We start from the raw sequence: 26,479 nt of genomic DNA, 5'->3' as shown, positions 1-26,479 counted from the left end.
TGTTGTCCTGCACCGAACCCGTGCCGGAACCGGCGTCCACTGTCAAAAGTCTCCAGCCCACCCTACGCCCGAACCCGGACAGCGGCATCCCACGGCAGGTGGCGGGCATCGCCACGGCGGCGGACGCCACACCAGGGACACGGTGCCCTGTCGCCGCCCCGCTTTGCGTTTTGTCGCCTGGCAAGGAAAATGGTGGGGTGGCTGATCAGCTGTTGACCATCGAGACAACCCGGCTCGCCGCCGGGCACGTCCGACTCCGGCTGACCGGCGAGCTCGACTACGACACCGCGCCCGAGCTGATCGCCGCGGCGGCCGAGCTGCGCAGCGGCGTCCCGGTGCTGGTCGACCTGACCGAGGTGACCCTCTGCGACTCCTCCGGGCTCAGCGCGTTACTGGTGGTGCACCGTGCCGCCGGGGCGATCCAGCTGACCGGGGTCAGTCCCCAGTTGCAGCGGATGCTCGACCGCACCGGCCTGAGTGAGTTGCTGGCCGTGGCGTACTCCGACGACGTGCGCGCCATCGGCTGATCCGCCGGCCGTCCCCGAGTCCGTTCGGGGATGGCCCCCGACCCTGGGACCTGGGGTCGGGGGCCGGAGGAATGTCTAGGGCGCCGTCATCGGCTGGAGCCGGGGGCCGTCGGTACGCAGCTCGCCGACCGGGGTCTCGTCGACGTCCTCGGGCTCCCCCGAATCGGGCGTCTGGTACAGGTAGCGGACGAACTGCCCACCCGCCTCGTTGTCGTCCGCGCCGGGCCACTGGCCGATGCAGTCCATGCCGATCACCTCGCGGCCGGTCCCGTCGGCCTCCTCCAACAGCGCCCACAGGCTCACCGGGTAACACCTGGTGACCTCGGGTGTGAGCTGCCAGCGGGCGTACCAGCCGGGTCGGGCGGGAACGATCTCGACGACTTCCTTCATGACGACCTTCCTTCCGTGTACCTCGGAAGAACTCCGGTCCTGACCCGATCGTGCGGGCCGTGCGGGTGAGCACCCCTCACCCCGCCCGGATGAAGCGTGGCGCGGGCCGGTCCGACCCGGCCGGTGGCCTCCGTTTCGTCCTCCCCGACGGCGGGAAGGCGACGGGCGCAGCCACGATCCCCAGCGGAAAGGGGTGCACCATGCGCAAGCAGATGGAGGGCGACAACCAGCGGCGTCGGGCGCTGGCCCGGCAGGCCCGGGAGCAGAGTCGCCAGCCCAGCGAGATCGGCGCCAGCCTGAGCGCCTCCAAGCAGCTCACCAGCCTTGAGGCGGGTAAGCGCGCCGGCCCACCAGCGGCCGGACCGCACAAACCGGACAGCACGCGCGGCGGACCGGCACCGCCGCCGGTCGGTAGCGCCGACAACCCGCGACCGCAGCCGTCCCCGCCGGGCGGCGCGGCGGGTGTGCGCAGCATGGGCTACCACGACCTGGTCGACGAGGTACGGCGTCGTGCCGGGGTCGACTTCAAGACGGCGAAGGTGGGCACCGAGGCGACGGTGCTGGTCCTCGCGTTCGCCCTGGAGGCCGCCGAGCGGCAACGGCTGCTCGCCGCGGTGCCGGCGTCGCTGCACGACGTGCTGCCGGTCGACGGCATCGAACGGCACCAGGACCTGCCCGGCTTCCTGGCGGAGGTGGGCCGGATCAGCGGTAACACCCCGGAGCAGGCCCGCTACCAGGCGGAGGCGACGATCGCCGCGCTCGCCGAGCAGGACGGCGACCTGGTCGAGTCGTTGCACGTACCCGACGGGTTGCGCGACCTGCTGAACCCGCCGGCGGCGGGCGGCGGCCTGGTCGGCGCCTCCACCACCACACCCACGCTGAGCGACGACGAGATCAGCGCGGCGTTGGACGACCTGCCCTACTGGAGCGGCGACAGCCAGGGCCTGCACCGGGTGGTCGCGCTGCCGCCGGACAACCTGGACCGGGTGCTCGCCCGGCTCGACCGGCTGCGCCAGGACAATGGCCGCGGCCCGAGCATCGGACGGCCGGGAGACACCGCCGCCGTGCTGACCGTGCGGACCAACCAGGCCAACGGGGTGACCGCGCTCGACGTGGACCTCGCCCGCCAGATCGATGACGCGATCGACGAGGTGGGGGCCGGGATGGCCGGCGGCTGACCGGTCACCGCGACATCGGCGGGCCGGCGGGCCGGGGGCGACCCCGTCCCGCCGGCCCGTCCGTCGTGCCGGGCCACCGGCCGGGTGGGCTGTGGGCTCGGCTAGCGTGCCGGACATGAACCGCGCCGCCGACCGGCTGGAACTGGTCGCCGACCCGGTCCGCCGGACCGGGCGGACACTGCTGTCAGCCGGTGTCGAGCAGTCGTACGTGGATGTCGAGGACCCCAGCCACCTGCATTTCGAGTACGTCCGGCGGATCGCCTCGGCGGTGGACGTGGCGGCCCCGGCCGGCGCGCCGCTGAACGTCCTGCACCTGGGCGGCGGGGCGTTGACGCTGCCCCGCTGGCTGGCCGCCACCCGGCCCGGCTCCCCGCAACGGGTCGTCGAGCGGGACGCGGCGGTGGTCGAGCTGGTGGCCCGGGAGTTGCCGCCGCTGCCGCCGCAGGTGCGGGTGGAGGTCGCCGACGCCCGGGACGCCCTGACCGCCACCCCGGCCGACCGCTACGACCTGGTGATCGCCGACATCTACCGGGCGGCCCGGATGCCGCGGCACGTCCGCACCGTGGAGTTCGCCGCCGAGGTGGCCCGCGCCCTGCACCCCGACGGGTTGTACCTGGTCAACGTCACGGACCTGCCGCCGCTGGTCGGCACCCGGGTGCAGGTGGCCACGTTGCGCGCGGTCTTCGCCGACGTGTGCGTGGTCGGCGACCGGCGGATGCTGCGCGGCCGCCGGTACGGCAACCTCGTGCTGGCCGCGACCTCCCGCCCCGGTGGGCTGCCGGTGGCCCGGCTGGCGGTGGCCGCCCTGCGGGACCCGGTGCCCGGGGGCCTGTTGCACGCCGCCGCGCTCGACACGTTCGTCGCCGGGGCCCATCCCGTCACCGGCGCGGACGACATCTCCGGGCGCTGATCGCCCGTTGCGCCCGCCGTGCCGGGTTTCCGACGGTCCGGGCGGGGAAGGCGCTCCGGATGAGCGACACCGACGACCGGGGCACCGCGCGCCGCACCCTGGTCGTGATCGCTCTGGTGCTGGCGACCGCCCTCGCGCTGGGCTTCGTGTACGCGACCCGCCGGGTGCTGGTCTGGGCGATGGTCGCCGCGTTCTTCGCGGTCGCGCTCAAACCCCTCGTCGACCGGTTGCAACGTCGCCTGGTCCGCCGTCGGGCGCTGGCCACGCTGCTGGTGTTCCTCGCCGCGTTCGTGCTGCTGGCGATCCTGGCCGCGCTCATCCTGGTGCCGCTGTCCGGAGAGTTGAGCCGCTTCGCCGAGCGCGCTCCGGAGCTGCTGCGCGACGCCCGCGCCGGACGGGGCCCGGTGGGGCAGCTACTGGAACGCACCGGGGCGCGGCGCTACCTCAGCGAACACTCCGAGCAGCTGCGCGGCCTCGGCGGGCAGCTGCGCCAACCCGCGGTCGGCGTGCTGCGCGGCGTCGTCGAGTCGATCGCCGGACTGGTCACTGTCATCGTGCTCGCGTACCTCATGGTGTTGGAGGCGCCGCGGATCATCCGCGGCCTGCTCGCGCTGGCCGGGGACGGTCAGGGCGAGCGGCTGCGTCGGGTGGGCCGGGAGGTGTCGCGCACCGTCACCGGCTACCTCACCGGGAACCTGCTGATCAGCGTGATCTGCGGGGCGCTGACCTACGCGGTGCTGGCCCTCACCGGGGTGCCCTTCGCGGCCGTGATCGCCCTGCTGGTGGCGGTCGCCGACCTGATACCGCTGGTCGGGGCGACGCTCGGCGCGGTGATCGCGGTCGGTGCCGGCTTCCTGCACTCCCCCACCGCCGCCGTGGTGGTGCTGGTCTTCTTCGTGGTCTACCAGCAGGTGGAGAACCACCTGCTCCAGCCGCTCATCCTGTCCCGCGCGGTCCGGCTGAACCCGCTGACCGTGCTGGTCAGCCTGCTGCTCGCGGCGGAACTGGCTGGTCTGCTCGGCGCGCTGCTGGCCATCCCCGCCGCCGGCATCGTCCAGACCGTGCTGCGCGAGTACGGCCCACGCCGGCTCCGGCCCGCCCCACCGGCGGGTCCGGCCGCACGGCCGGCCGGCTCGCCGGACTGACCGGCCCGCTGCGCGACGGCGGGTCCCGCTGCCCGTTCAGCGGGACCGGGTCGCGACCTCCGGGGTGGTGCTCTCCAACGGCACCGCGTTCGCCGGCACCAACCCCAACTGGACGGCCGACCGGGTCAACGCGGCGTCCAACGCCCAGTCGGCACTGACCCGCGTGCGGTTTCCCGGCATCGCCATCAGGTGGTACGCCCGGGTGACCGCCTTGGCCGGCAACCCGGCCAGGTTGACCTGCAACGGGTTCGCCGCCGCGTCCTTGCCACCCAGGTCGACGACCCAGCCCAGGTCGTGGTGCTTGTACGGCTTGCGCCGGCCGAACCCGTACGACGCGGCGATGTTGTACGCCGCGCGCTTGCCCTGCCGCTGCGCGTGCTGGGCCGTCATCCCGCAGACCTTCCCCGGGTTGACCAGGTCGGGCACGGCGGCGGCGTCGCCGCACGCGTACACCTCCGGGTAGCCGGGAACGTTGAGGAACTCGTCGGTCACCAGTCGACCCCGGTCGGTCCGCAGGCCCAACTCGTTGACGAACGGGTCGGGTCGCACCCCCACACACCACACCAGGGTGCAGGTCGGCACGTACTCACCGTCGGTGAGCTTCACCCCGTCGCAGGTCGCCTCGGCCACCGAGGTGCCCATCCGCACGTCCACCCCACGGCGGTTGAGCACCTTGTGCGAGGTGTCCGACATCCGCTTGTCCAACTCCGGCAGCACCCGCGACGCCACGTCGAGCAGCATCCAGCGGGGGCGGACGGTGAGCCGCGGCCGTTGGGCGTGCAGCGCGTCGGTGAACAGCTGCCCGTGCGCGGCGACCTCGGTGCCGGTGTAGCCCGCCCCGACCACCACGAAGGTGGCCCGGGCCTGCTGCTCCGCCGGGTCCTCGGCCTGCTCGGCCAGCTCGAGCTGGCGGACGATGTGGTCGTGCAGGTAGACGGCCTCGGGCAGGCCGCGGAAGCCGTGCGCGTACTCGGTCACCCCGGGGATGGGCAGCAGCTTGTTGACGCTGCCCACGGCGAGCACCAGCCGGTCGTACGCCAGCCGGTTCTTCTCCCCCTCGGCCTGGGTGAAGCCGACCCAACGGTTCTGCAGGTCGACGTGGTCCGCCTCGCCGACCACCACCCGTACGCCCTTGAGCGTCCCGGTCAGCGGCACGGCGATCCGCTTGGGTTCGACCACCCCGGCCGCCACCTCGGGCAGCAGCGGCAGGTACAGGAAGTAGTCGGTGGAGTTCAGCACCACGATCTCGGCCCGGTCCCGGGCGATCCGGCTCAACGTCTTCGCCGCGTGGTAACCGGCGAACCCGGCCCCCACGATCACCACACGAGGTTTCGTCATTGCGGGCCGTTTCCCGTCGCAGCCCACGACAAACGTCCAACGGCCAGCCGCGCTCAGCTCGGCTGCAGCCGGACGTGGCCGCTGCGACCGATCGCCTCCACCTCCCACTGGTGGCCGAACGCTCGGATCCGCTCGGCGGCGATCCGGCCCAGTTCCTGCGGGACGTCCGGATCGAGGACCAGCCGACCGTTGACCGGGTTGACGCCGAGCATGGCGCGGATCAGGGCCAGTGGCGTGCCGGCCGCCCACGCCTGTGGGCTGCACGCGGTCGGGAACGGCACGGCGAACTGCAGCCGCTTCCGGTCGAAGCCGCTGAGCGCCTCCGGCAGCCGGTAACCGAACTGTTCGGCCGCCTCGATCATCGCCAGACTGATCCGGTTCGACTCGGCCCGGTAGCCGTACCGGGCCAGGCCGAGCGCGGCGATCGAATTGTCGTGCGGCCAGACCGTGCCCAGGTGGTATCCGAGGGCGTTGTAGAGCCGCTCCTCCCGGGACAGCGTGCGGATGCCCCAACCGGAGAACATGTCCGGCGACATGAGCTGCCGCACCACCGCGTCGGCCCGCTCCGGCGCCACGATCCCGCTCCACAGCAGGTGACCCATGTTGGAGGTCTTGGAATCGACGCGGTTCTTGTCGCCGTCCAGGGCGACGGCGTAGTAGCCGCCCCGTTCCCCGATCCAGAAGTCGTGGTTGAACCGCTCGTACAGGCTGGTGGCCTCGGCGCGTAGCCGGCGCGCCAAGGTGGGGTCGTCCAACGGCCCGTCGAACAGCTCGGCGAGTCGCAGTTTGGCGTCGTAGGTGTAGCCCTGGAGGTCCGAGGTGGCCAGCGGGAGCACGGGGATCCGGCCGTCGGAGAAGCAGACCCCGTCCGGGGAGTCCCGCCAGCACTGGTTGCCCAACCCTTCGGGCGAGCGGGTGCCGTACTCGACGTAGCCGTCGCCGTCCCGGTCGCCGTACTCGTCGATCCAGCGCAACGCGGCCAGCGCGTTGTCCCGCAGGTGGCGGACGGTCTCGTCGTCGCCGCTCCAGCGCCAGTACTCGGAGAGCAGAATCAGCCAGAGCTGGGTGGCGTCGGCGGTGCCGTAGTACGGCCCGAACGGTTTCTCGCCACTGCGGGTCAACTCGCCGCTGCGCACCTCGTGCAGGATCTTGCCGGGCTCCTCGTCGGTGAAGTCGTCGCACGTCTCACCCTGAAGCCGGGCCAGCGCGAGCAGCGTGCCCTTCGCCAGCGCCGGCCCGGCGACCAGCGTTTGATACGCGGTGATCAGGGTGTCCCGGCCGAAGACGGTGAGGAACCAGGGCAGTCCGGCACCGGGTAGCAGAATCCGCTGGCCCTTGACCTCCAGATCGAGCCGCAGTGCCGCCAGGTCGGTGCGGGACTGCTGCACGGTCCGTTCCAACGCCGCGTTGTCGCTGCGCAACACCGCCCGGCCCGCCAGCCACCGGCGCAGCGGGTCGTCGGCCCGGCCGTGGATGACGTCGGCGATGTCGCCCCGGACCGGCTCGACCACCCCCATCCCGGTTGGCAGGGGCACGTGCAGGTCGACCTGCCACTCCTCGCCCTGGTCCAACTCCAGTTCCCAGACCAGGTCATCGCCCTCGATGCGGTCGGCCGGTTTCGCGCAGCGCACCCGGGTCTGTGCGAAGAAGTCACCGTGCCGGTAGGAGAAGCACAGCTCGGACCCGTCGTCGGCGTGGTCACGGCTGATCTCGGCGGAGCGGTCCCGGACCGTCGACTTGACCTCGAACAGGTCGGCGAAGTCGGCGGCGACGGCCAACCGCAGCTCCACCCGGACCGGCTCCCGCCGGAAGGAGATCAGTTCCACGCGTTCGTGAAACCCGTCGCCGACGTAACGCAGGCGCCGCAGGCCCAGCGTGTTCGGTGGCAGGCCGGGCACCTCCGGGTTGGTGAGGACGTACTGCGCGGAGTAGTGGTCGATGGTCTCGGCGCGCAGCAGCAACAACTCGCTGCCGTTGACGGTCAGGTTCCAGCCGCTGACCAGGCGGGTGTCCAGGTGGACGAGTCCGCCGATGCTGCCCGTCGGCACATCCCCGCACGCGTTGGAGTACAGGAACGTGGGCCCGCTGAGCACCGCGAGGGAGTCGGGGCCCAACTCGGGCGGAATGGCCCGCTGGTCGGCCCTGTCCGCGTCCCCCACGGACACACCGGGGGTGGGATTGGCAGGGGTCGCGCGAACGGCAGCCATGACACCCACCGTAGGAACGAGGGTACGCAGCGTCATCACCCGGTCCGGGTGAAAGTTCCGAGGCTCCTGGGAAACGAATTAACGAGATCGCAATCCGGGTTTCGGCAACTCACCGGCGTGGCCAGGGCGTTTGACACCGCGCAACACGTCCCCGACCTTCGGAGTTCCCAGGTGCGTACCCGATCCACCGTCGCCGTGCTGGCGTCCCTGACGTTGCTCGCCGGTTGCACAGCAGACCCACCGACCGCACCTACCTCAGGCGGCACCTTCGCGACCCCGCCCGGCGCACCGGCGCTCTCCGGCCCGTACGCGGCGTGGGCGGCGGGTGTGTCGACACCGGTCGTCGACCCGCTCTACCCGGAACGCGGAACCGACGCGGTGGACGTGCTGCACTACGGACTGGACCTGAGCTGGTCGCCCACCACACGTACCCTCACCGGCACGGCGACCGTGCACCTGCGCCCGACCCGGGACGCGCCCTTGGTGAGCCTGGACTTCAAGCCGTACGCCGTCGACACCGTCACCGTCGACGGCACGAACGCCGTCGGCACCGTCGCCCACGAGAAACTGCTGGTCGAGACGCCGGTCCGGGCGAACGTTCCGATCACCCTCGTCGTCGGTTACCACGGCAAACCGTCCACCACCCCGATGCCGTCCAAGCGGGGTGACTCGCACCCGCTCGGGCTGACCGTCGACAGCGACGGTGGGATCTGGACGATGCAGGAGCCGTTCGGCGCGTTCACCTGGTACCCGGCCAACGACCACCCCTCCGACGAGGCCCTCTACGACATCACCGTCACCGCCCCGAAGGGGTGGACGGGGGTGGCCAGCGGCACCCCGGTCGGGCACAGCGGCAACACGTTCACCTACCGCAGCACCGCCCCGGTGGCGTCGTACGCGACGACCCTGGCGGTCGGCAGGTACAAGAAGCTCGCGGCCACCGGCCCGCACGGCATCCCCGTCACCACCTGGTACCGCGCGAAGGACGCCCGGTACCTGCCGATGCTCAAGCGGTCCCCGGCGTTCCTGACCTGGCTGGAGCAGCGTTTCGGCCCGTACCCGTTCGACTCCGCGGGCCTCGTCGTGGTCGAGTCGGCATCCGCCATGGAAACCCAGCAGATGGTCACCCTGGGCGAGGTCCAGCCGCAACGCGGCGACAAGATGTTCGACCTGACCACCCTGCACGAGTACGCCCACCACTGGTTCGGCGACGCGGTCACGCTCACCGACTGGCCCGACATGTGGCTCAACGAGGGCTGGGCCCTCTACGTGCAGAAGCTCTACGAGCAGGACAGGTACGGGCTCTCCGACGCCGAGTTGGTGGCGACCAGCCGGCAACGCGACAGCGAACTACGCAAGGAGTACGGCCCGCCGAGCAAGCCGGACCCCGCCGAGTTCGGTGCGACGAACGTCTACACCTGCGCCGCGGCGATGATCCGCCAACTGCACCAGGCGCTGGGTGACGACCGGTTCTTCGCGTTGGCACGCGGCTGGGTGCAGGAGAACCTGCACACCCAGCAGACCCGGGCGTCGTTCACCGCGTACGTCAACAAGACGACGGGCCACGACTTCACCGCGCTCATCGACGCGTGGCTGGACTCCCCCACCACGCCGCCGGAGACCGGCCCGCTCGCGCAGTGACGCGGTGACCGTCGGCCCGGTCGGGCCGGGCCGGCGGTCAGGCGGGGGTGGGCGCGGTGATCGCCCAGCGTTCGTGGTCGCGCCAGGCGCCGTCGATGAACAGGTAGTCCGGGGAGAAACCCTCCAACCGGAAACCGAGCTTGCGGGCCACCCGCCGCGACGGCTCGTTGCCCGGCTGGATGTTCGCCTCCAGCCGGTGCAGACCGACCGAGGTGAACGCGTGGTCGATCACCAGGGCGACGCCCGCCGAGGCGTGCCCGGTCCCGCTGTACGGCAGGAACGCCGCGTATCCCAGGTAGCCACCACGCAGCGCACCGAGCACGATCCCGCTGATGTTCACGTAGCCGGCGATCGCGCCGCTGGCCCGGTCGCAGATCAGGTAACCGGCGCTGTCGCGGCGGCGGATCCGGCGCAGGTAGAGGTCGTACTCCTCGGGGGTGGCCGGCGCGGCCAACCACGGGTGATGCAGGTCCCGACTGCGCCGCGCGGCGGCGACGAACTCGTCGGAGTCGGTGGGCCGGGGCCGCCGGATCGCGGCGGGACCACCGCTACGCAGGTATCTCACGGCCGACCACTCTGACCGACCACTGCCGCCGTTGTCCAACCGGCCGCCCGGTGCGTGGCGCCCCGCGGTCGTGGGTCGCCGTTAGCGGGGCGTCCGCAGGCTGAACTCCTGACCGTCGGGGTCGGCCAGCACCACCCGGCCTGGCCCGTCCTGGCCGGCGTCGACCCGGGTCGCACCGAGCGAGAGCAGACGGTCGACCTCGACCTGCCAGTCGACCCCGGCGGCCGGGGCGAGATCGAAACGCACCCGGTCCCGACCGCCGTTCGGCAGGTACGGCGGACCACCCCAGGTGATCTTCGTGCCGCCGTTCGGTGACTGGATGGCGGTCTCCTCGCCCTCGTCCCAGACCAGCGGCCACCCGAGCGCCCGGCTCCAGAAGTACCCGACCTCCCGCGATCCGTCGCAGGCCAGCGCACCGACGAAGCCGCAGCCGGCGAGAAAGTTGTTGCCGGGCGCGATGACGTCGAACTCGTTGCCCTCGGGGTCGGCCAGCACCACATGATCGATCTCCGGGCCCTGCCCGATGTCGGCGTGCCGTGCGCCGAGCTCCAACGCCCGGGCCACCGTCTGCCGCTGGTCCTCCAGCGAACTGCTGGTCAGGTCGAAGTGCATCCGGTTCTGGACGACCTTCGGCTCGTCGAACGGCACGAAGCGCACCCGGATCTCGGGGTCTGCCCCCGGCAGGACCAGGACACCGTCGCGCGGATCCTCCATCATGTCCCGACCGAGAAGCCCGGACCAGAACCGACCGAGGCGTACGGGCTGGGCTGCGTCATAGGTGATGGCGAACAGGTGAGCCGTCATCGCGCTGGTCATCTCCGATCCGACCGGATGCTGAGCGGTCCTTCGGGGCGCAAGCCTAGGGGCGGGTCGAACCGTTCGCACCCGAGTATTCGATGGGCCGCCGTTGGCACGCGCCGGCCTGTGATCAACTGGCCCGATGAACCGAACCACCACGACCCCCTCCGCCGACGTCGAGGAGCGACTGTCCCGGGAGCTGAACATCTGGCTCTGCACGCTGCGGCGCGACGGGTCCCCACACCTCACACCGGTCTGGTTCGTCTACCTCTCCGCGACGTTCTGGGTCGGCTGTGGGAGCCGCAGCGTGAAGGCCCGCAACGTCGCGAACGACCCACGCGTGTCCCTGGCTCTCGAGGGCGGCGACGCGCCGGTGGTGGCGGAGGGCGCCGCCCACGTGCACCGGGGCGACTTTCCGGCTCCCGTCGTCGAGGCGTTCGTGCGCAAGTACGACGGCTGGGACGTCGGCCGCCAGGTCGGCCCGGACGGTGAGCGGGTACTGCTGGAGATTCCCGTGCGTCGGTGGCTTCTTGCGGGCACCGCCCAGTGAGTCGTCGATGCGAGAATCGGTCGGTGCAGGACGAGCCGATCACACCGGGCAGCGGCCTCGGCTGAGGTCGACCAGGAGCGCCGCGCCGAGGAGACCCCCGATAGAGACCGGACCGCAGGACCCCGTCGTCGCCGCACTGTCCGGCCTGGTGCCCGACGGCGTCCACAGCTGTCCTCGCCGAGGCCGACCGGGGTACGCCGTAGCGGGCCAGGGTCAGCGCCGCTGGCCCGTGGGCCGTGCGAACCACGGCGCCAGCCAGGGACTGAGCGCGACGAGGCCGACGGCGAGAGTGGTGATGACGGCCTGCCCGATCCGGCCCGGGGTGACACCCACCGCCGGGTCCAGCACGTAGTTGGCATATCCGTTGGCGGCGGCGTCCGTCACCAGCACCGCGCAGCCCAGTACGAGCCCCTGCACCCGGCGAGCGGCCAACAGCAGTGCCGCCAACGGATCCCACAGCGTCAGGGAGGCGAAGTAGAACGCCAGCCACCCGGGTAGTGCGAGCTGCGGCCCCAACCGGGGCAGGAGCAACTGCGCCACGTGCACAGCGGTGCCGTAGGCGAAGACCAGCACGACGACAGCCACCACGCACCGGACCGCGAGCGGCACACCACGCCATCGACCGACGCTCATCCGGCCATCCTGCCTCAGCCGGGCGAGCGTCGGGTCAGAGCGGGCCGGGGAACGGCTGCTCCATCGGCATCGGCACCTGGAGGTAGGTGGTGCCGCGCATGTCCAGCCAGGCCCGGTCCGGCCCGCGCACCAGGCGCACCATCACCTCCTCGCAGGACGGGCAGCGGGCGACCAGGCCCGGGGCGTGCGAGTAGACGTGCAGGCTGGCCATCGAGCCGGTCATCCCGCAGTTCTCACAGCGGCCCATCGCGCTGCTCAGGTCGACGGTGAACAGCTCACGCATCGGGCCGTCGAGCATGTTGCCGTCCACGTAGGACATCTCGGTCATCGGAATCTCCTCGACAGGGCGGGCGTCAGCCGGTGGGGCCGAAGCGTTCGGTCTTGACCCGGCGTGACGGGTGACCCAGCCCCACCAGCAGGTCGGCGACGGTCTCCACGAACGCGGTCGGGCCGCAGACGTAGGTGAGCGGTTCCAGATCCGGCGGCCACCCGTGCGTGTTGACGTCGGCCAGCCCGATCCGGTGCGGTTCGCCGCGCCAACCCTCGGGCGCCTCGCGGGTGTAGACGTACGCGACGTCCAGCCCGAAGTCGTCACGCACCCGGCGGCGCAGCTCGTCGGCGTAGATGACGTCGGCGGGGGTGCGCACCGAGTAGATCAGCCGGAACGGGGCCTTGCTGCCCACCGCCCGCCGGGCCCGGATCATCGCCATCAGCGGCACGATGCCGGAACCGCCGGCGACGAGCTGCACCGGCGCGGTCTCCTCCGACCGCCAGATGAACCAGCCACCGAGCGGTCCGCGCACCTCCACCGGGTCGCCGGCACCAAAGACATCAATGAGGTACGGGGACACCTCGCCGTCGTGCACCCGCTGCACCGTCACCTCGATGCGCGGGCCGCCGGGCCCGTCCACGGCCGGACCGGCGATCGAGTACGAGCGGGCCGCCTGGTAGCCGTCCGGGGCGGTGAGCCGCAGGTCGACGTGCTGCCCGGGCAGGTGCCCCGGCCAGTCCGGCACCTCCAGCACCAGGGTCTGCGCGGTCGCCGTCTCCACCCGGCGCTCCACCAGCCGGCCCACCTGCCAGCGGTTCGGCGTTCGACGCTGGGTGCTCGTCGCCACGGCGCGCTCAGTCACCCTGGTACCGCTGTTCGCGCCACGGGTCACCGTAGTCGTGGTAACCGGCGGTCTCCCAGAACCCCGGCTCGTCCATCGTCTTGAGCCGCAGGCCGCGCACCCACTTGGCGGACTTCCAGAAGTACAGGTGCGGCACCAGCAGTCGGGCCGGCCCGCCGTGTTCGGCGGGCAGCGGGGCGCCGTCGAAGGTGTGCACCACCCACGCCTGGCCGCCGCGCAGGTCGTCCAGCGGCAGGTTGGTGGTGTACCCGCCGTAGGAGTGCGCGAGCGCGAAGTGCGCCCCGGTGTCGACGTCGGCGAGCAGCGTGTCCAGGGAGACGCCCTGCCAACTGGTGCCGAGCTTGGACCAACGGGTGACGCAGTGGATGTCCACCGTCGGCGTCTCCTGGGGCAGGGCCATCAGCTCCTGCCACGACCACCGGTGCTCGCTGCCGTCCTCGGCGGAGATGACGAACTCCCAGGTGTCCAGGGACACCCGCGGCGTCGGGCCGGCCGAGAGCACCGGAAAGTCCTCGGTCAGGTACTGACCGGGTGGCAGGGCCGGCTCCTGCGTTCGGGGCCGGCCCTGAAAGCCGGGTGACACGATTCCCATTGCACAGTCGTACCATCCGCCCCGGCCGGGCGGGAGCTTTCCCGCGTACCCCCTCGTCGGCTGGCGCGGCGCGGTCAGTGCCGCTTCGCGACGACCTCGCGGTCCTCGGGCAGGTCGCCGCCCCGGGTGGCGCGCAGGCTGGTCACCGTGACGACCACCAGCACACCGATGATCACGCCGAGCGAGGCCAGGGTGGGGATCTGCGGCACGCCCTCCCAGATGCCGTGCGCCCAGTGCAGACCCAGCTTGAGGCCGATGAACGCCAGGATGATGGCCAGACCGTAGCTGAGGTGCACCAGCCGGCTCAGCGCCGCGTGCAGGACGAAGTAGAGCGCCCGCAGGCCGAGCAGGGCGAACGCGTTGGTGGCGAAGACCAGGTACGGGTCCTCGGTGATGCCGTAGACCGCCGGCACCGAGTCGACGGCGAAGACCACGTCGGTGGCCAGCACCGCGACCACCACCAGGGCGAACGGCGTGAGCGCCCGCTTCGCGCCCTGCCGCACGGTCATCCTGGTGCCGTGGTACTCGTCGACCACCGGCATGATCTTGCGCAGCAGCTTCACCGAGCGCATCTTGTTGATGTCGACTTCCTGCTGATGCCCGGACAGGGCGTCGCGCAGCAGCTTCACCGCGGTGGCGATGAGGATGATCGCGAAGAGCAGGAAGGCGAAGTCGAGGGTCTGCAACGCCGCCGCGCCGAGGGCGATGAAGACGGCCCGCAGCACCAGCGCGCCGGCGATGCCGTAGAGCAGCACCCGCTGGGCGAGCACCGCCGGCACCGCGAACGCCGCCAGCAACAGCATGAAGACGAAGAGGTTGTCGACCGAGAGCGACTTCTCCACCAGGTAACCGGTCAGGTATTCCACTCCCTGCTGGGAGCCGAAGCGGGACCAGATCCAGGCGCCGAACGCCAGCGGCAGCGCGATGTAGAACGCCGACCAGCCGATGGCCTCCCGCATGGAGACCTCGTGCGGGCGACGGGTGACCAGGAAGTCCAGCACCAGCAGCAGGATGACCCCGACGATGGTGACCGCCCACAACGTCGGGGTGCCCACCGACGACAGGTCGCTGGCGGCGGACAGATATGACACTTGGCTCATCTGGGGTCTCCTCGAACACCGTCATGTTCGAGGTCTCCTTCACCCACCACCTGGTGGGCAACCACCCGAGGCACGCCGGGCGCGCCGTACTGACCGGAATGGTTCGTGGGAAGTACTCCCCTCGCACGACAAGGTTAGGCCAGGCTGAATCACCGCGCCAAGCGGGACATCGATGGTTGCCCTGGTAAACCGCTGTGCGTGCCCGCAACGGGCGCGGTCAGCCGCGGCGCAGCGTCGCTCCCGGGGCCATCGCCTGCTCGACCAGGCCCCGATAGTCACGCGGCAGTTGAGTCACCACGTCATCGAACTCACCGCCGGTGATCGCCTCGCGCAGGGTGGTGAAAACCGCCCGACTGGCGTCCCGGGCGGCCGGCTCCTGCACCCCGGCGCGCAACGCGACCCGGGCCACGAACTCCGCCGCGCCGAACCGGTCCGCCTGCTCGGTGCTCGGGCTCGGTTTCAGCACGAGTTGCAGCGGTTGGGGCAACTGGGCGGCCAGGTCCAGGACCTCGCCGCCGGTCAACCGCTCGGCGAACGTCTCCAACACGGCCCGGGTCAGCTCGACCGCCCGCTCGGACGACGTCGCGGTGCGCTGGGAAACCTGGTCGATGAAGGTGTCGTAGTTCATCGCGTACTCCCTTGGGCTCGCGTCGGCGTCAGCGGGTACCCACGGCGGGCGAGGAGAAACGGCACCCGGTTACCTCCGGCGGGTGGGCGTGACCGGCCGGCAGACGGGTAACCGCCGCCGGTCGTCACCACATCGATGCCCGAGGGAGCCCACGCCATGGCGAGCTACGCCGACGTCCTGCAGTACCTGTCGAGCCTGGACTACCCGGCCGAGAAGGACGACGTGGTCCGCGAGGCCGAACGGGAGGGCGCCCCGCCGGACGTGCTGAAGGCGCTGCGCGCCCTGCCGCCGGTCGACTACGCCAACGGAACCGAGGTGGCCCGGTCCGCCGGGATCGAGGCCGCTCCCGAGGTCGGCCCCGCCCAGCGGGCCGAGCAGGCCCGGGACAAGAAGCACAACCGGGTCTCGCAGCACCTGCGCGGCATCTGACCCAACGGTGCCGCCCACAGCCCGGCGAAGGAAACGTCACCGATGACCTACACCGGTGGCCCGTCCCGGCCGATGGAGGTGCGCTTCCCCGCCGCGCGGCAGCTCGCCGTGGTGGCGGTGGTCGGGGCCGTCGCCGGCTGCGCCTTCGCGCTCGTACTGCCACTGCCGCTCGCCGCGCTGGCCGGCTGGGACGTGGGCGCGCTCAGCTGGCTCGTGCTGGTCTGGCACAAGATCTGGCCGATGGACGCCGAGCGGACCGCCCAACTGGCCGTGCACGAGGACCCGAACCGGGCCGTCCGGGACGCCCTGCTGCTCTTCGCCTGCCTGGCCAGCCTGCTCGCCGTGGGGTTGGTCGTGGCCAGCGCGCAGAGCGCGCCCCCCGGACTGACCCGGGAACTGCACAGCGGCCTGGGCGTGCTCAGCGTCGTGCTCTCCTGGTTCGTGGTGCACACCGTGTTCGCCGCCCGGTACGCCCGGATCTACTACACCGGCCCGGATGGCGGGGTGAACTTCAACCAGCCCGAACCGCCGCGCTACTCCGACTTCGCGTACGTCGCGTTCACCATCGGGACGACGTTCCAGGTCTCCGACACCAACCTGACCAGCAACGAGATGCGTCGTACGGTGCTGCGCCACTCGATGGTGTCGTACCTGTTCGGCGCGTTCATCATCGCCGTGACAGTGAACCTGCTGGCGGGTCTGGCGCGATGACGACACCGGCTGGCCGGTCCCCCGGAGCGCGACACGGGGCGGGGCCGATGAAGGGCCGGGACAGGCGGGCGCCCTGGTCACGAACCGCGACCGAGGGCGCCACGCAAGCCTGCCCAGGCGGTGAACCGCATCCGAACCGGTCGCGGTCACCAGGCGGTGGAGGGTCGCCCGAACCGAGCGGCCAGCACTGCCGGGTCCAACCATACGACAGAACATCCCCCGTTTGGTCAGAATTTGCGGAAGTGTGGGCCAGGGCACGTCACCGCCGACCGGTCACCTCCGCGTACCGGTGCTCCAGGTCGACCCGGGCCAACGCCCCCACCAGCCAGGCCAACTGCTCCGACTCGCCACTGGCCAGGCCGGCCAGGTCGTCGGCCGACCTGCCCAACCCGAGCCGACGCGCGGCAGCCAACGCCCGCCGGTCGGCGACCGGGGCCACCTCCCGCCACAACGCCTGCGCCTCCCGCAGGAACAGGTCGACGACCTGGCCGTCCACGCCCGGAAGCTCGGCGAGCAGCGCCCGCTCCCGCGCCGGGTCGTGGTGCGCCACCGCCCGCAACCTCCGCAGATCACCCCGGTACCGCTCGACCACCGTGCGGGCCAGGTCACCCAGCACGCTGGCGAGCCCGTCCACGTCGCCGCGCTGGCCGCCGGCGCGCAACACCCGCACCCGGTCCTCGTGCAGAGACCGAGCCAGCCGGGCGGCGCTGTCCCACCCCTCGTCGCGCAACGCCCGCGCCCCGTCCAACGCCCGCCGGAAGTCACCACGACGGGCCAGCAGCACCGACAGACACAGCACCTGGAACAGGCTCGCCGGGTTGTTGGTCACCCGGAACCCGTACTGCTCGGCGAACCCCCGCCCGCTACCGGCGAGCCGGCGCGCCAGACGTTTACGGTCCTCCACCGGAGTGATCAAACTCGTCGCCATGCCGGCGACTACCCGCGCCGCCACCGGCCACACACCGCGCCGCCCGCCCCGGTGTCGTCAGCCGTGCAGGCCACCCGTGCGGTCGCGGGCCTTGAGGCGGGTCGTGGGCAGCGCGGGCGCCGGCAGCGGCGGCGCCGGATCGTCGGCGACCACACCGAAGCGTGCGTCACCTGCCATCCAGTCCTCCCGGGCTGCGGCGATCTCCTCGTGCGACCGGCCCACGAAGTTCCACCACATCACCAACGGCTCCTCGAACGGCGTACCGCCCAGCAGCAGCAACCGGGCCCCCGCCCCGCCGCGCACCGTCAACTCCCGGCGGCCCGAGCCCAGATACAGCAGCGCCCCCGGCTCGAACCCGACCCCGGACGCCTCCGCGGACCCGGACATCGCCAGCACGGCGTACTCGAAATCGGGCCGCAACGACATCGTCGCCGGCGCCTCGCCGCGCAGCTCCAACTGCGCCCCCACCAGCGGGGTGTGCACCACCGCCGGTGACCGTTCCCCGGCGAACTCGCCGACCAGCACCGTGCCGTCGAGGTCGCCGTCGCGCCAGCGGGGCAGGTCGGCGTGGTGCGCGAAGTCGGCCGCCCCGGCGCGCGCCGGGTCCGGCAGCGCCACCCACAGCTGCACGCCGTGCATCACGGGCGGGTGGGTGGCCGGTGACCGCTCCGAGTGGGCGATGCCGTTCCCGGAGGTCATCACGTTCAGCTGGCCGGGAACGATCGGCTGAACGTTGCCGAGGCTGTCCCGGTGCAGGATCTCGCCGTCGAGCAGCCAGGTCACCGTCTGCAGCCCGGTGTGCGGGTGCGGCGGCACCTCCATACCGGGCCGCTGCGCCACATCGTCCGGGCCAAAATGATCAACGAAACACCACGCGCCGACCATCCGGCGGGCGCGCTGCGGTAGCAGCCGCCGCACCGTGGTGTACCGACCCAACGGCACGTCGTGGCCGGGCAACAACACACTGCCGGGGTCGACGTCGGCCACGCCAGGCGGTCGGGTCTGCGCCAGCATTGATTCAGTACGCTCCACCGCCCGACTGTACGCTCACGCCCCCCTACGACCGCGGCGCTTCCCACCAGGGCCGACGGTTCACCAGCCCGTGGGCTGGCCGGCGCGGGCTGGCCGGCGCGGGTCAGCGGTTGTTGGAGGACACGATCACGCTGTTGGCACCGGCGACCAGGTCCAGGTACAGGCGCTCGGCCGACCGGTCCCACCCCGGCGTACCCAGCACCGAGCCGGCGGCCACCCCGTCCCAGCGCTCGTCGCGTACCACCACCGAGCCGGCGCCGACTGCCGCCCGTACCCGCACCGGCGTCTCCCCGGGGACCCGGACGTCGAGCTGGCTGGTCCCGCCGGTGAGTCGCACGGTCAGGCCGCCCGAGGTCGGACCGGAGAGGTCGTCCTCGCCGGCCGCGGTGATCGGTGGCAGGAGAATCTCGGTGCGGCTGGAACCACCGGCGAGGTCGACACCCAGCAGCCGGGCCCGGCTCAGATCCAACACCTGACTGCTCACCCCACCAACGAGATGCAGACGCCAGGCGACCCGTTCGTTGAGCAACACCCGTACGGCGCGCGGCCCACGCGTCCCGGATTCCACGAGGTCGAGCCGGGCGGTCTCCCCCCGCACCGTCGGGCGGCCCGCCACCCCCGAGCCGGCCGGGACACTGATCCGGTACAGGTCCTCGCCCAACTCGCCCACCCGCAGCTCAAACGAGGTCAACCCGTCCGCGAGCACGAAGGTGCCCTTTCGCCAACCGTCCAGGGGCGCTGTCAGCAGTTGCTCGGCAGCTGCGCCCGCACCACCGGGGCGTCCGTCGCGCGCGTCCGGGTCAGCGCCGTCCCCCGGACGCCCGCCGTCACCAGGCCGGGTGGCGTCGTGCCCGGTGCCGTCCGGCGCAGTGCCGTCGGGGCGGGTGCCGTCGGGGCGGGTGCCGTCGGGGCGGGTGCCGTCCGGCGCGGTGCCGTCGAGGCGGGCGCCGTCGGGTTGGCTGGAGTAGGTCATGCCGAGGCGGCCGGGATCGGCAACGATCACGGCCACCGCTGCCGCACCCAGCAGCAGCACGACGACGGCGGCAGCCACCAACAGGCGAGCCCCCGTGGACCATTGTTGCGGTGCGGCCGCACCGGAAGGTTCCGACCCTGACTCCGGTTCGCGATCCACGCCGTTCCCCACTGCGGCCATGCCTCTGTCCCTCCGCCGGTCCCCGTCCAGGGGTACGTACCCGCCGGCCGATCGGATCACTCGGCGCCGATCACCTCACTCCGCTACGTCGCCGACGGTAGATCTTGGACAGTTTCCGTTCTGCGCGAACGGAAACTGTCCAAGATCTACGGACACGCGCCGACCAGAGGCAGCAATTCGCCTCCCCGCGACCCTCGAAGCGCGAGATGCCGACCCGCGCAGCCGGTGGGCGACGGACGACAGGGCAACGACGCGGGGCGCGACGGGCAACCGGAGACGGCGACCGGTGGTCGCGGGCGCCTGCGGTACGGCTACCGCCCCGTACGGCGACAGCAGAAATGCCGCTGGCCGGCACCCCGGGTTGCGGGTGCCGGCCAGCGGTCGGAGTCGTGCGGTGGTCTTGCTGTTCGGTCGTGCGGCGTGCGGGTCAGCTGGTCCAGTACTGGGCGACCAGGTCAGCGGCCTGCTGCTCCCACTGGGCGTAGGCATCCGGGTACGCCGACACCTGCACCGTCTGCGCAGCCACGGTCAGCGGCATGTCCTGCCACCCGTCGACCTGCTTCAGACCCTTCAGGAACGCGGTCGTCGAGTACTCGGGATCGGTGATCTGCTCCGGGGTACCCCAACCACTGGACGGACGCTGCTGGAACAGACCCAGCGAGTCGTGATCGTTCATATCGCCCAGGTGGCCCAGGTTCTCCAACTTCGACTCCTGCAGGCTCGTCGCGATCGAGATGACCGCGGCCCGCTCGGGCAGGCCGGCCTTCTTCGTCGCGGCGATGATCGCCTTCACGTTGGCCGTCTGCTCGTCGTTGAGGGTGATGTGCGACTGCTCGCCCTGGGTGCCGTGCGGGATCAGCTTGCTGACGTCGGGCTTGTCAGCCTGCACCGCGACCGCGACCGGCTTGGTGTCGGCCGGGTTGGCCACGTGGGCGATCGGGCCGGCGAACACACCGCCGACGAACGCGAGACCAGCAACGGACAGCACGCTCTTACGCATGATCGTGTTCATGGGGGTAGCTCCTTCGGGGGTAGGAACACCCACACGTCGGGGGACGCACGGGTGTGAGCACCTCGTCCGGCGCTGCACAAACAAAGGGGAAAGCCTTCGGGGTTGGCGGCATGCGAGCGGGGGCTCGTGGCGCCGGGTCCACCTGTAACGACCGGCGGGCCGGGGTGATTCCGGGTTGGCCCATCCATCGGCGCCCTCGTTGAGGCGGTGCCGGGTCGGTCGTGGGGACTGTAACGACCGGGCGGAGGCTGGCATTCCCACCTGCGTGGCCAGGCTCAGCGTCCGGGGCGCACTCGGTGGTGCTGCGATCGTCAGAGTGTGTAACGACCCCGGCCCGGCCATGATTCCGACCCACGAGTGCGGCCGGTCACCACCCACTGACCCCCACGACCCGACAAACCACCCAGACGGTGCTGGCCGGTCGGCGCCGGATCGCCCGCACCGGGATGATCCACTCGGATTCATGAAAAGCGGAGTGTGCCGGACGGCTGGACAGCACGTTTGCAGGAAACCCAAGTCGATCACGCAGGGCATTGGGCGCGCACTGCGCCCTCAGGCAGGGCGCGAGCCACTCCCGGTAGGCCGCCCAGACGCGGTCGGTCTGCCACCAGACGGTCCGCGACATCCGGCTCGCCACCAAGGCCCTCATGGCCTCTGGAAAGGGTGGGGGCGTAACCGGACGCTACGGGCGATCTTGGTCTGCCAGGCGGGAACGCACCTTCGCGGCGCAGGCGTCCAGGACCGTTTGCGCGTCCAGCCCCAGGCTCTCGATGGCCACCAGCGCGGTGAAGGCGACGTCGGCCAGCTCCGCCGCCACGTCATCGCGGGTGTGGGTGACACCCTTGCGCGGATTCTGCCCGAGCAGACCGATCCAGGCGGCCGACGCCTCCCCCGCCTCCTCGGTCAACTTGAGGATCCGGCAGGTCAGCTCGGTCTGCCCGGTGCCGTTCGCCGCGTCCAGCCAGCTGCGCGACACCCGGGCCGCCTCCCAGATCGACTCGTCCACGGCGACCAGTCAACCCGATCGACCCACCGACCCCGACGACCGGGTTCGGCCGGACAGTCGTGGTTGAGCCGTCGGTCAGCGTACCCATTGACACTGGTCGACGGCGGTTCTAGGTTCAGGACGCTACCGGCCGGTAGGCAACCGTCCCGCTGGTCGCCCCCGGGCGACGTCCGTCCGATGGGGAGCATCGATGCTGTCCACACCCGTTCGTACCCTCCGCCGGCTGCTCGCCGCCACCGCGACGCTGACCCTCGCGGTCGGGCTGGTCGGTGCCGCACCGGCCGCCGCCACCGGCCGCGACGCGAGGGGCGGCGAGCCGCTGCCCGGCTACACCATCGAGAATCCGCCGTTGGCGCCGCTGGTCGTGGGCGGCAAACCGACGATGGTACGCCAAGGAGTGCACCGGCACGCCGGGTACCTCATCGAGGTCCCCGCCCGGTGGAACGGTGACCTGGTGATGTGGGCGCACGGCTACCGCGGCCAGGGCACCGTGCTCTCGCCGGAACCGCCGGGCTTCGGGCTGCGCCAGCGACTCCTGGAGCAGGGGTACGCCTGGGCGTCGTCTTCGTACGACCGCAACGGCTTCGACATCCGCTCCGGCGTGCTGGGGACGAAGGACCTCGCCGACCACTTCGCGCGGACGGTCCGCCGGCCGCAGCACACCTACGTCGCCGGGGTGTCGATGGGCGGGTACGTCATCGGTCGTTCGCTGGAGCAGTATCCCGGCTTCTACGACGGCGCGTTGCCGATGTGCGGGGTGCTCGGCGATCAGACGCTGCTCGACTTCTACCTGGACTACAACCTGGTCGCGCAGGCGCTCGCCGGGGTGCCGGCCTATCCCACGCCGCCCGACTACCTGACCAACGCGGTGCCGCGCATCCAGGTGGCGCTCGGCCTGGCCGGGCTGACGCCCACCGGGCCGGACACCACCACCGAGCGGGGCAAGCAGCTGCGGGCGATCACCGTGAACCGTTCGGGCGGGGCGCGTCCGGGGGCGGACGCCGCGTTCGCGGTGTGGAAGGACTTCCTCTTCTCGATCAGCGTGCCCACCGGCAGCGGCAACTCCCCCGGCCAGCGTCCCGGTCAGCTGTCCACCAATCTGCTCACCCGCTACACCCCGAACAGCCCGGTCCATGTCAACGCGACGGTGCAGCGGGTCGCCCCGGAGAACCTGCGGCAGCGGCTTCTGCCGACGTTGACCGAGGTGCCGCGGATCGCCGGCCGCCCGACCGCGCCGGTGCTCAGCCTGCACGGTCTGGGGGACCTGTTCGTGCCGTTCAGCATGGAGCAGGCGTACGCCACCGACGTGGCGCGGCACGGTCGCAGCAAGCTGGTGGTTCAGCGGGCGATCCGGGCCACGCAGCACTGCGAGTTCACCCCGGCGGAGGCCGGCGCCGCCTGGGACGATCTGGTGTCCTGGGTACGCACCGGCAAGCGCCCGGCCGGCGACACCGTCACCGACCCGGCGGTGGTGGCCCGGCCCGACTACGGCTGCCGGTTCAGCGACCAGGACGCGTACGCCGCCGGGGTCGGCACCCGCCGCCTCTACCCGGCCTGCTGAGGGCACGACGACGCCGGCCGGCCCCTGAACGGGACCGGCCGGCGCGGGATGTGCGGCTGGTGTCACCAGAGCTGCTGGACGATGTCCGCCGCCTGCTCCTCCCACTGCGCGTACGCGTACGGGAAGGCGGAGACCTGCACGGTCTGCGCGGCGGTGGTCAGCGGCAGGTCCTGCCAGCCGCCGACGTTCTTGAGTGCGGTGAAGAACGCCGTGGCGGCGTACTCCGGGTCGGTGATCTGGTCGGGCGTGCCCCAACCAGACGACGGGCGCTGCTGGAACAGGCCCTGCGAGTCGTGGTCGTTGTACGCGCCGAGGTGGCCGAGGTTGTACAGCTTCGACTCCTGCAGCGAGGTGGCGATACCGATCACCGCGCCCCGGTCACCGACGCCGGTCTTCTTGGCGGCGTCGACGATGGCCCGGGCGTTGGCCAGCTGCGCGTCGTCGAGGGGGACCCGCGACTGGGCGCCCTCGATGCCGTGCGGGATGAGCTGCGCGCGGCTCGGCTTGCCCTCCGGCGGCTTGCCGGTGGCGGAACCGGTAGTCAGGCCCGACTCGACGGGCTGCTCGTCGTTCTGCTGTGCCGAGGTGGCGGCCTTGCCGGTGGCGCGGTCGATGGCGGCGACGGCGCCCTGGTGCGGTCCGGAGGTGACCGGAGCCGCGGCTGCGGTCGGCGCGAGCGCCAGACCACCGAGAGCGGCCACACCCGCCACGCTCAGCGCGGTCTTGCGGTACGAGTCCTTAGCGATGGCGGGGAGCCATCGAGTGAAGTCGACCTTCACGATGGTTGCCCTTTCGATCGTGCGGAGCGCTCCGGGGTGAACACTCCTCGGGAGATGACCGCGGAAGGGGGTTTGGGCTCCGGCGGTACGGGGGACACAACCGGGTTCACGTGTCGGGCATTCCGGAAATGGCCTCACGTCGGCCGGCTGCGGTCCCGGTCACGGCGCAGAACCGGACAGACGCGGCTCGTCGCCCGTCACACCTGACAATGGTGACGCAGGGTGAATTCAGCGGTCGGAGGCGGAACCCCGTTCACAGCCTTTGCTTTGCACCCCCATACGCAACAGACACCGTGCGTGACGGCGGTGCGGACCGCCTACGGCGGGCGGAAACGGCTCATCCGCAGCTCAGCGTCCGTGGTGCCGATCTGGGTGCAGAGCAAAGGGCGAATTCACCGTGGTGGGGAGGCGGGCGGCTGGCGGTTTCGCCGCTACCGTGAGCGACCGACGGACCCGGCACTGTGGGTGAGATCGGCGTGCGGCTCGCCGTACCGGACGAGAACGTGCCAGAGCTGCTTGAGGTGCTGGAGGGTTTCCGCGACCGGACCCCGGTCGGTCCACCGCTCCGGCTCGGTGACCACCGAGACCGCGCCCCGCCCGACCAGCGCCGCGTCCACCGGCTCGCCTGGTCCGGCGAACTCCCGGTGCAGCCGCGCCGCCAGCACCGGAATCGCCGGCCCTCGGAATTCGGCGTCGACCCGGTCGACGGGCAGCGTGAAGCCCGGGTGCCACAGCAGCGGGAAACCGTGCCGCTCGGCAATTGATTCCAGCGTCGCGCCGGTCAGGGTGCCGGCGAAGGCCGGGTCCACCACCAGTTCCTCGACATCGCGCGCGAGGTCGAGGGTGCCGTGGATCTGGGCCTCCACGTAGTCGTCGAGCGCGCGACCGACAGTGTCCGGCGTGGTCGGTACGTCCCGCACCGTCCGAACGAGTGCGCCGACGTCCGTTCCGGCGCGTCCCAGACACTCACCGGTGGCGGCGACACCGACCAGGAGCCCGGCGAGGACCGCCTCGAAGGCGTCGGCGGTCCCCACCACCCGCGGACCGAGGTGGCTGTCACCGAGACAGAAGGTCGCCCGGGTCAGCACCGCCGGACGCAGCCGCAGGTGACAGGAACCGAATCGGGGACAGGCGCCGTCCGCGTGACCGAGCAGGTTCATTCCGCCGTACGTGGGACGGTCGGCCGCCGTTACCCCGGTTCGCTGGTACGCGCCGTCGAACATCCGTTGTTCCCAACGGTCCCGGTCTCCGCCCGGATAGGCGGTGAGCCCGCCGTTGGAGATCCCGGTAACGAACTGGCTGCGGTACACCCCGTTCTCGGCCAGGGCGGCGGCGACGGTCCGCCCGTCGACGCACAACCGGTCGGGGTGGAAGTTGACGGTCAGGCGACCACGCTGGACCACTGCGGCGAGCAGCTCTTCCGGCCGGTCGTGGAGGCCCGCGGCGGCGAGCTCCCGGACGATGGTGTCCAGGGCGGCGCGCCGCTCGGCCACGGCCAGGGACCGGACGTGGGCCAGGGCCGCCGTCTGCGCCGGGGTGAGAGCCGCGGCCCGGGACCTGCCGGACTCAGTTGTCGCTGTCACGTCCGGGCTCCGCATCCCGCCTCCCCGCCCGCACGTCCGGCGCGAGCAACTCCTGGAAGATGGTGATCTGGAGGTCGGCGGGGGCGTCGAGGCGGGAGTTGAGCGACTGCCACGGGGTACGGGTGGGCGGCGCGATCTCGCTCGCCCCGGCGGCCACCAGACGGGCGGTCGTCGCCTCCGTGTCGTCCACCTCGAAGGCAACCCGGATGCGCGGCGCGACCTGCCGACCCACCTCGACCTCGTCGATCATCCGTTTCTGCGCGGGGTTGGCGATCTCCAGGGTGGCGCGGCCGGCGTCCAGGATCACCACCCGGGCATCCCCGTCGCCGCTGAACGCCGCCTCCTCCGGCATGCCGAGTGCGTCCCGGAAGAACGCCACGGCGGCCTCGTGGTCGGCGGCTTCCACCACAAGGCGCAGCTGACGGACGACAGGGGCGGGCGAGTCGGCGGCCATGAGCGGGATCTTAGCGGCGCGGCAGTACAGCTAGGTTGGGACCGTCCAGGAGGGAGCGGGGATGGTCGAGGCAGTGGGCGATGACGTGTACCTGCTGCGCCCGGTCGGCCGGGTCGCCTCGCCGCTGACCGACGCGGTGAGCGCGCCCCGGCAGGGCGACGAGGGCGCGCCGGCCGCGTGGCTGGTCTTCGACGCGCACGTCGAGCGGGCAGTGCGTGACCTGCGAATCGGCGCGGAGCTGTTGGTGCTGACCTGGTTGGACCGCGCCCGGCGCGACGTGCTGGCGGTGCACCCGCGCGGCGACGAGAGCCGGCCGGAGAGCGGGGTGTTCAGCACCCGCTCCCCGCACCGGCCCAACCCGATCGGGCTGCACCGGGTGCGGGTCCTGGCGGTGGACGGGCTGCGCATCGAGGTGGCCGACCTGGAAGCCCTCGACGGCACCCCGATCCTGGACGTCAAACCGGTGCTGGGCGCGGCCGACGAACGCTGAGGCCCG

Annotated in this window: 29 protein-coding genes; 10 read left to right on the top strand and 19 right to left on the bottom strand. The window is 71.7% G+C overall.

Going from position 1 to position 26,479, the window contains the following annotated elements:
- Nucleotides 1-197: 197 nt before the first annotated feature.
- Nucleotides 198-527, top strand: coding sequence for an STAS domain-containing protein (locus tag QSK15_RS15180; protein ID WP_285794838.1), 330 nt, complete (start codon nucleotides 198-200; stop codon nucleotides 525-527).
- 75 nt (nucleotides 528-602) lie between these two features.
- Here QSK15_RS15180 and QSK15_RS15175 read toward each other — a convergent pair whose 3' ends face one another.
- A complete protein-coding gene (locus QSK15_RS15175) occupies nucleotides 603-917 on the bottom strand; it encodes a hypothetical protein (protein ID WP_285794837.1) in 315 nt (104 codons plus the stop codon).
- Between the two features lie 200 nt (nucleotides 918-1,117).
- On the opposite strand from QSK15_RS15175, the gene QSK15_RS15170 reads away from it, so the two are divergent.
- The 3 genes from QSK15_RS15170 to QSK15_RS15160 all read left to right on the top strand — a co-directional run bounded on the left by QSK15_RS15170 (nucleotide 1,118) and on the right by QSK15_RS15160 (nucleotide 4,150).
- Complete coding sequence (locus QSK15_RS15170) at nucleotides 1,118-2,095, top strand: DUF2267 domain-containing protein (RefSeq protein ID WP_285794836.1); 978 nt, start codon at nucleotides 1,118-1,120, stop codon at nucleotides 2,093-2,095.
- Between the two features lie 115 nt (nucleotides 2,096-2,210).
- Entirely contained in the window at nucleotides 2,211-3,005 is a 795-nt protein-coding gene (locus tag QSK15_RS15165) for a spermidine synthase (protein ID WP_285794835.1), read from the top strand.
- A gap of 59 nt (nucleotides 3,006-3,064) precedes the next feature.
- Nucleotides 3,065-4,150, top strand: coding sequence for an AI-2E family transporter (locus tag QSK15_RS15160; RefSeq protein ID WP_285794834.1), 1,086 nt, complete (start codon nucleotides 3,065-3,067; stop codon nucleotides 4,148-4,150).
- A 36-nt stretch (nucleotides 4,151-4,186) separates the two neighbouring features.
- Here QSK15_RS15160 and QSK15_RS15155 read toward each other — a convergent pair whose 3' ends face one another.
- Nucleotides 4,187-5,488, bottom strand: a complete 1,302-nt coding sequence (locus QSK15_RS15155; RefSeq protein ID WP_285794833.1) for an NAD(P)/FAD-dependent oxidoreductase — start codon at nucleotides 5,486-5,488, stop codon at nucleotides 4,187-4,189.
- A gap of 53 nt (nucleotides 5,489-5,541) precedes the next feature.
- Nucleotides 5,542-7,695, bottom strand: coding sequence for an amylo-alpha-1,6-glucosidase (locus tag QSK15_RS15150; protein ID WP_285794832.1), 2,154 nt, complete (start codon nucleotides 7,693-7,695; stop codon nucleotides 5,542-5,544).
- A gap of 171 nt (nucleotides 7,696-7,866) precedes the next feature.
- Between QSK15_RS15150 and QSK15_RS15145 the strand changes: the two genes are divergently transcribed.
- The gene (locus tag QSK15_RS15145; RefSeq protein WP_285794831.1) at nucleotides 7,867-9,336 is read left to right on the top strand and encodes a M1 family metallopeptidase; all 1,470 of its coding nucleotides are present in this window, start codon (nucleotides 7,867-7,869) and stop codon (nucleotides 9,334-9,336) included.
- 37 nt (nucleotides 9,337-9,373) lie between these two features.
- Here the strand turns inward: QSK15_RS15145 and QSK15_RS15140 are convergent, their stop codons facing one another.
- Both QSK15_RS15140 and QSK15_RS15135 read right to left on the bottom strand, forming a co-directional pair.
- The gene (locus tag QSK15_RS15140) at nucleotides 9,374-9,901 is read right to left on the bottom strand and encodes a GNAT family N-acetyltransferase (RefSeq protein WP_285794830.1); all 528 of its coding nucleotides are present in this window, start codon (nucleotides 9,899-9,901) and stop codon (nucleotides 9,374-9,376) included.
- 81 nt (nucleotides 9,902-9,982) lie between these two features.
- Nucleotides 9,983-10,717 carry a VOC family protein gene (locus QSK15_RS15135; protein WP_377631064.1) on the bottom strand — a complete coding sequence of 245 codons (735 nt, stop codon included), beginning with the start codon at nucleotides 10,715-10,717 and terminating at the stop codon, nucleotides 9,983-9,985.
- 124 nt (nucleotides 10,718-10,841) lie between these two features.
- Between QSK15_RS15135 and QSK15_RS15130 the strand changes: the two genes are divergently transcribed.
- Entirely contained in the window at nucleotides 10,842-11,249 is a 408-nt protein-coding gene (locus tag QSK15_RS15130) for a pyridoxamine 5'-phosphate oxidase family protein (protein ID WP_285794829.1), read from the top strand.
- A 213-nt stretch (nucleotides 11,250-11,462) separates the two neighbouring features.
- Here QSK15_RS15130 and QSK15_RS15125 read toward each other — a convergent pair whose 3' ends face one another.
- The 6 genes from QSK15_RS15125 to QSK15_RS15100 all read right to left on the bottom strand — a co-directional run bounded on the left by QSK15_RS15125 (nucleotide 11,463) and on the right by QSK15_RS15100 (nucleotide 15,335).
- A complete protein-coding gene (locus QSK15_RS15125) occupies nucleotides 11,463-11,882 on the bottom strand; it encodes a hypothetical protein (RefSeq protein ID WP_285794828.1) in 420 nt (139 codons plus the stop codon).
- A gap of 34 nt (nucleotides 11,883-11,916) precedes the next feature.
- Nucleotides 11,917-12,210, bottom strand: a complete 294-nt coding sequence (locus tag QSK15_RS15120) for a DUF6510 family protein (RefSeq protein WP_030332557.1) — start codon at nucleotides 12,208-12,210, stop codon at nucleotides 11,917-11,919.
- Between the two features lie 25 nt (nucleotides 12,211-12,235).
- Complete coding sequence (locus tag QSK15_RS15115) at nucleotides 12,236-13,000, bottom strand: ferredoxin reductase (protein WP_285795128.1); 765 nt, start codon at nucleotides 12,998-13,000, stop codon at nucleotides 12,236-12,238.
- A 7-nt stretch (nucleotides 13,001-13,007) separates the two neighbouring features.
- Nucleotides 13,008-13,607, bottom strand: coding sequence for a sulfite oxidase-like oxidoreductase (locus tag QSK15_RS15110; protein ID WP_285794827.1), 600 nt, complete (start codon nucleotides 13,605-13,607; stop codon nucleotides 13,008-13,010).
- Between the two features lie 74 nt (nucleotides 13,608-13,681).
- Entirely contained in the window at nucleotides 13,682-14,707 is a 1,026-nt protein-coding gene (locus tag QSK15_RS15105) for a TerC/Alx family metal homeostasis membrane protein (protein ID WP_285794826.1), read from the bottom strand.
- A 217-nt stretch (nucleotides 14,708-14,924) separates the two neighbouring features.
- Entirely contained in the window at nucleotides 14,925-15,335 is a 411-nt protein-coding gene (locus QSK15_RS15100; RefSeq protein ID WP_030491038.1) for a DUF2267 domain-containing protein, read from the bottom strand.
- A gap of 156 nt (nucleotides 15,336-15,491) precedes the next feature.
- On the opposite strand from QSK15_RS15100, the gene QSK15_RS15095 reads away from it, so the two are divergent.
- Nucleotides 15,492-15,764, top strand: a complete 273-nt coding sequence (locus QSK15_RS15095; RefSeq protein ID WP_030332551.1) for a DUF2795 domain-containing protein — start codon at nucleotides 15,492-15,494, stop codon at nucleotides 15,762-15,764.
- 42 nt (nucleotides 15,765-15,806) lie between these two features.
- Complete coding sequence (locus QSK15_RS15090; protein ID WP_285794825.1) at nucleotides 15,807-16,475, top strand: DUF1345 domain-containing protein; 669 nt, start codon at nucleotides 15,807-15,809, stop codon at nucleotides 16,473-16,475.
- 259 nt (nucleotides 16,476-16,734) lie between these two features.
- Here the strand turns inward: QSK15_RS15090 and QSK15_RS15085 are convergent, their stop codons facing one another.
- From QSK15_RS15085 to QSK15_RS15065, 5 genes are all read right to left on the bottom strand, one after another.
- The gene (locus tag QSK15_RS15085) at nucleotides 16,735-17,403 is read right to left on the bottom strand and encodes a hypothetical protein (protein WP_285794824.1); all 669 of its coding nucleotides are present in this window, start codon (nucleotides 17,401-17,403) and stop codon (nucleotides 16,735-16,737) included.
- A gap of 57 nt (nucleotides 17,404-17,460) precedes the next feature.
- Entirely contained in the window at nucleotides 17,461-18,435 is a 975-nt protein-coding gene (locus QSK15_RS15080; RefSeq protein WP_030332548.1) for a pirin family protein, read from the bottom strand.
- Between the two features lie 103 nt (nucleotides 18,436-18,538).
- Nucleotides 18,539-19,486, bottom strand: coding sequence for a hypothetical protein (locus tag QSK15_RS15075; protein WP_285794823.1), 948 nt, complete (start codon nucleotides 19,484-19,486; stop codon nucleotides 18,539-18,541).
- Nucleotides 19,487-20,015: 529 nt separating this feature from the next.
- Nucleotides 20,016-20,600 carry a hypothetical protein gene (locus tag QSK15_RS15070; RefSeq protein WP_285794822.1) on the bottom strand — a complete coding sequence of 195 codons (585 nt, stop codon included), beginning with the start codon at nucleotides 20,598-20,600 and terminating at the stop codon, nucleotides 20,016-20,018.
- A gap of 682 nt (nucleotides 20,601-21,282) precedes the next feature.
- On the bottom strand, nucleotides 21,283-21,606 hold the full coding sequence (locus tag QSK15_RS15065) for a MazG-like family protein (RefSeq protein WP_285794821.1): 324 nt from the start codon (nucleotides 21,604-21,606) through the stop codon (nucleotides 21,283-21,285).
- 190 nt (nucleotides 21,607-21,796) lie between these two features.
- On the opposite strand from QSK15_RS15065, the gene QSK15_RS15060 reads away from it, so the two are divergent.
- Nucleotides 21,797-23,167, top strand: a complete 1,371-nt coding sequence (locus QSK15_RS15060; protein ID WP_285794820.1) for an alpha/beta hydrolase family protein — start codon at nucleotides 21,797-21,799, stop codon at nucleotides 23,165-23,167.
- 62 nt (nucleotides 23,168-23,229) lie between these two features.
- Here QSK15_RS15060 and QSK15_RS15055 read toward each other — a convergent pair whose 3' ends face one another.
- The 3 genes from QSK15_RS15055 to QSK15_RS15045 form a co-directional block, all read right to left on the bottom strand.
- A complete protein-coding gene (locus tag QSK15_RS15055) occupies nucleotides 23,230-23,946 on the bottom strand; it encodes a hypothetical protein (RefSeq protein WP_285794819.1) in 717 nt (238 codons plus the stop codon).
- A gap of 431 nt (nucleotides 23,947-24,377) precedes the next feature.
- Nucleotides 24,378-25,529: a DUF3626 domain-containing protein gene (locus QSK15_RS15050; protein WP_285794818.1), complete on the bottom strand. Its 1,152-nt coding sequence runs from the start codon at nucleotides 25,527-25,529 to the stop codon at nucleotides 24,378-24,380.
- Nucleotides 25,513-25,983: a VOC family protein gene (locus QSK15_RS15045; RefSeq protein WP_285794817.1), complete on the bottom strand. Its 471-nt coding sequence runs from the start codon at nucleotides 25,981-25,983 to the stop codon at nucleotides 25,513-25,515. Before QSK15_RS15045 ends, QSK15_RS15050 begins: the two co-directional genes overlap by 17 nt.
- Before the next feature lie 61 nt (nucleotides 25,984-26,044).
- Here QSK15_RS15045 and tsaA point away from each other — a divergent pair, with 61 nt between their 5' ends.
- Entirely contained in the window at nucleotides 26,045-26,473 is a 429-nt protein-coding gene (gene tsaA, locus QSK15_RS15040) for a tRNA (N6-threonylcarbamoyladenosine(37)-N6)-methyltransferase TrmO (RefSeq protein ID WP_285794816.1), read from the top strand.
- Nucleotides 26,474-26,479 lie beyond the last annotated feature (6 nt).

It is taken from the genome of Micromonospora sp. NBRC 107095 (assembly GCF_030269705.1).
Lineage (GTDB): Bacteria > Actinomycetota > Actinomycetes > Mycobacteriales > Micromonosporaceae > Micromonospora > Micromonospora parva.
This window is presented reverse-complemented; position numbering and strand designations above follow the sequence as displayed.

Coding starts and splice junctions, on each gene's coding strand:
- QSK15_RS15175 (WP_285794837.1), bottom strand. CDS start 917: ATGAAGGAAGTCGTCGAGATCGTTCCCGCCCGACCCGGCTGGTACGCC.
- QSK15_RS15170 (WP_285794836.1), top strand. CDS start 1,118: ATGCGCAAGCAGATGGAGGGCGACAACCAGCGGCGTCGGGCGCTGGCC.
- QSK15_RS15165 (WP_285794835.1), top strand. CDS start 2,211: ATGAACCGCGCCGCCGACCGGCTGGAACTGGTCGCCGACCCGGTCCGC.
- QSK15_RS15160 (WP_285794834.1), top strand. CDS start 3,065: ATGAGCGACACCGACGACCGGGGCACCGCGCGCCGCACCCTGGTCGTG.
- QSK15_RS15155 (WP_285794833.1), bottom strand. CDS start 5,488: ATGACGAAACCTCGTGTGGTGATCGTGGGGGCCGGGTTCGCCGGTTAC.
- QSK15_RS15150 (WP_285794832.1), bottom strand. CDS start 7,695: ATGGCTGCCGTTCGCGCGACCCCTGCCAATCCCACCCCCGGTGTGTCC.
- QSK15_RS15135 (WP_377631064.1), bottom strand. CDS start 10,717: ATGACCAGCGCGATGACGGCTCACCTGTTCGCCATCACCTATGACGCA.
- QSK15_RS15130 (WP_285794829.1), top strand. CDS start 10,842: ATGAACCGAACCACCACGACCCCCTCCGCCGACGTCGAGGAGCGACTG.
- QSK15_RS15125 (WP_285794828.1), bottom strand. CDS start 11,882: ATGAGCGTCGGTCGATGGCGTGGTGTGCCGCTCGCGGTCCGGTGCGTG.
- QSK15_RS15120 (WP_030332557.1), bottom strand. CDS start 12,210: ATGACCGAGATGTCCTACGTGGACGGCAACATGCTCGACGGCCCGATG.
- QSK15_RS15110 (WP_285794827.1), bottom strand. CDS start 13,607: ATGGGAATCGTGTCACCCGGCTTTCAGGGCCGGCCCCGAACGCAGGAG.
- QSK15_RS15105 (WP_285794826.1), bottom strand. CDS start 14,707: ATGAGCCAAGTGTCATATCTGTCCGCCGCCAGCGACCTGTCGTCGGTG.
- QSK15_RS15100 (WP_030491038.1), bottom strand. CDS start 15,335: ATGAACTACGACACCTTCATCGACCAGGTTTCCCAGCGCACCGCGACG.
- QSK15_RS15095 (WP_030332551.1), top strand. CDS start 15,492: ATGGCGAGCTACGCCGACGTCCTGCAGTACCTGTCGAGCCTGGACTAC.
- QSK15_RS15090 (WP_285794825.1), top strand. CDS start 15,807: ATGACCTACACCGGTGGCCCGTCCCGGCCGATGGAGGTGCGCTTCCCC.
- QSK15_RS15085 (WP_285794824.1), bottom strand. CDS start 17,403: ATGGCGACGAGTTTGATCACTCCGGTGGAGGACCGTAAACGTCTGGCG.
- QSK15_RS15070 (WP_285794822.1), bottom strand. CDS start 20,600: ATGAACACGATCATGCGTAAGAGCGTGCTGTCCGTTGCTGGTCTCGCG.
- QSK15_RS15060 (WP_285794820.1), top strand. CDS start 21,797: ATGCTGTCCACACCCGTTCGTACCCTCCGCCGGCTGCTCGCCGCCACC.
- QSK15_RS15045 (WP_285794817.1), bottom strand. CDS start 25,983: ATGGCCGCCGACTCGCCCGCCCCTGTCGTCCGTCAGCTGCGCCTTGTG.
- tsaA (WP_285794816.1), top strand. CDS start 26,045: ATGGTCGAGGCAGTGGGCGATGACGTGTACCTGCTGCGCCCGGTCGGC.